Annotated in this window: 1 protein-coding gene and 1 pseudogene; both read left to right on the top strand. The window is 57.3% G+C overall.

Annotated features, from left to right (window positions below; all coding sequences use genetic code 11):
- A partial coding sequence (locus CW742_RS11515) for a COG1361 S-layer family protein (protein WP_292420523.1) occupies positions 1-1,339 on the top strand: 1,339 nt, incomplete at its 5' end.
- An 11-nt stretch (positions 1,340-1,350) separates the two neighbouring features.
- A pseudogene (locus tag CW742_RS11510) lies at positions 1,351-1,895 on the top strand (S-layer protein); the annotation flags it as partial.

Below are 1,895 nucleotides of genomic sequence, written 5' to 3'. Positions count from 1 at the left end.
GACCGGAACCCCGTCGTGCCAGGACGGCAGGAGCCACAACCTCCTGTCCATTTTACTTCTGGCCGGCTTTGCAGTGACATTGTTTGCAATCGCTCCGGTGAGTGCAGAGGATGGGACACAATACCTTGCAGGCAGCCCGAAACTCTCTGCAGCTATCTCCGGGAACAACGAACTCACCCCCGGAAAAGAGGTCAGGCTCGGGATCGTGATCCAGAACACCGGAACAAACCAGTTCAAGTTCGTCAGGTCAAATATCGTGAACCGCGACGATCTCCCGAACACGGCAAAATTCCTGACGGTCGGCCTTGGTGCGGGAAACTCCCCGCTCATCGTGAAGTCCGACCCGCAGCTGACCGGTGACCTTCCGGCAAGCAGCACTGCAACCGCGACCTTCACGGTCAAAGTCCCAAGCGATGCTGCGGCCGGAACCTACCAGATCCCGGTATTCCTGCAGTACACCTACCTCTACAACGCCGACCAGTACGGGTCTGACACGATCGAGTACCGGTACAAGTCCATGAACGAGACCCTCACCATCCCTGTGAAAATCAAGCCGGACGTCCGGCTTGGCGTGGAGTCCGTGCAGGTCCGGGGCCTGAATGCCGGTACCGAGGGGTACGTGACCCTTACCGTAAAGAACATCGGCCATGAAGACGGGAAAAAGGCCATTCTCAGCATTGCGAGGAATGATGGCAGCCCGGTCATCCCCACCGAGGGCAGTGCCTTTATCGGCGATTTCCCGGCCGGGGGGACGGCAACCGCAATCTTCCGGGCAACGGTTGACTCCGGGGCAGAAGAGCAGACCTACCCCCTCGATGTGTATGTAAAATACGAGAACACCGACGGGAACACGGCGACGTCCGACAGCGAATCCATCGGTATTCCGGTGGGCGGAAAGATCCGGTTTGCCATCATCTCCGAACCGCAGACCATTGCAGCCGGCCAGAAGAAAGTGATAACAGCACAATTCAAAAACACCGGCGGGGCAACGGCCCACCAGGCAGTCGGCCGGATCAGCATGGTCGACCCCTTCAGCAGCAACGATGACTCGGCATTCTTAGGAGACCTTGCCCCGGGAGAGACCAAAGAGGCCTCATTCCTTGTTTCAGCGGGTGGCGCTGCAACGGTGAAGTCGTATGGTATCGATGCAGAGGTCCGCTACCGCGATGCCCTTGACAACCAGGTTGTTTCAGACCCCATCAAACTCACGGTTGAAGTGGTGCCCGCAAAGAACATCGTTTCAACCCTCACCGGCAACCCGGTACTCCTGGTCCTGCTGGTTTTGGTCGTCATCGCCGGTGCAGGATTCTATTTCTACCGCAAAAAGAAACTCCAGTAACGGGGGAGAATATGACCCATTCCCGTTTTTCCATACCGTGTGGCACGACTGCCCTCGTCGCGTTAATCCTTTTTGTCTGCGCAGCAGCGGTCATCGCCCCGGCTTCCGCAGCAACAAAGTACGTCTCAGGCAGCCCGGAGCTCTCTGCCAGTGTCACGGGTACCAATGAGTTCTCCCCGGGACAGGATGCCACTATCACCATCCTCATCAAAAACACCGGGGTCAGTTCCCTCAAACAGCTCAACCAGGGCACGATCACCTACGAGGACCTCCCGACAACAGCGAAATTTTCAACAATCGGGCTCTCCTCTTCGACCGATGATATCATCATCAAGAGCGATCCGCAGTTTGTCGGCGACATTCTTTCAGGGGGAGCAGGCAAAACCCTCAGCTATTCCGCCAAGATCTCCGCAAACGCAACCAGCGGCGAATACCAGCTGCCGGTGACCATCAGTTACCAGGTCCCCGATATCGGGCGGCAGGAGGTCGCTGATGTGTATCAGTACTCCTACACGAAGACCAGCACAACCATCCCCGTCACCATCAGGATCAAACC

The sequence above is a fragment of the Methanoregula sp. genome, assembly GCF_002835825.1.
GTDB lineage: Archaea > Halobacteriota > Methanomicrobia > Methanomicrobiales > Methanospirillaceae > Methanoregula.
This window is presented reverse-complemented; position numbering and strand designations above follow the sequence as displayed.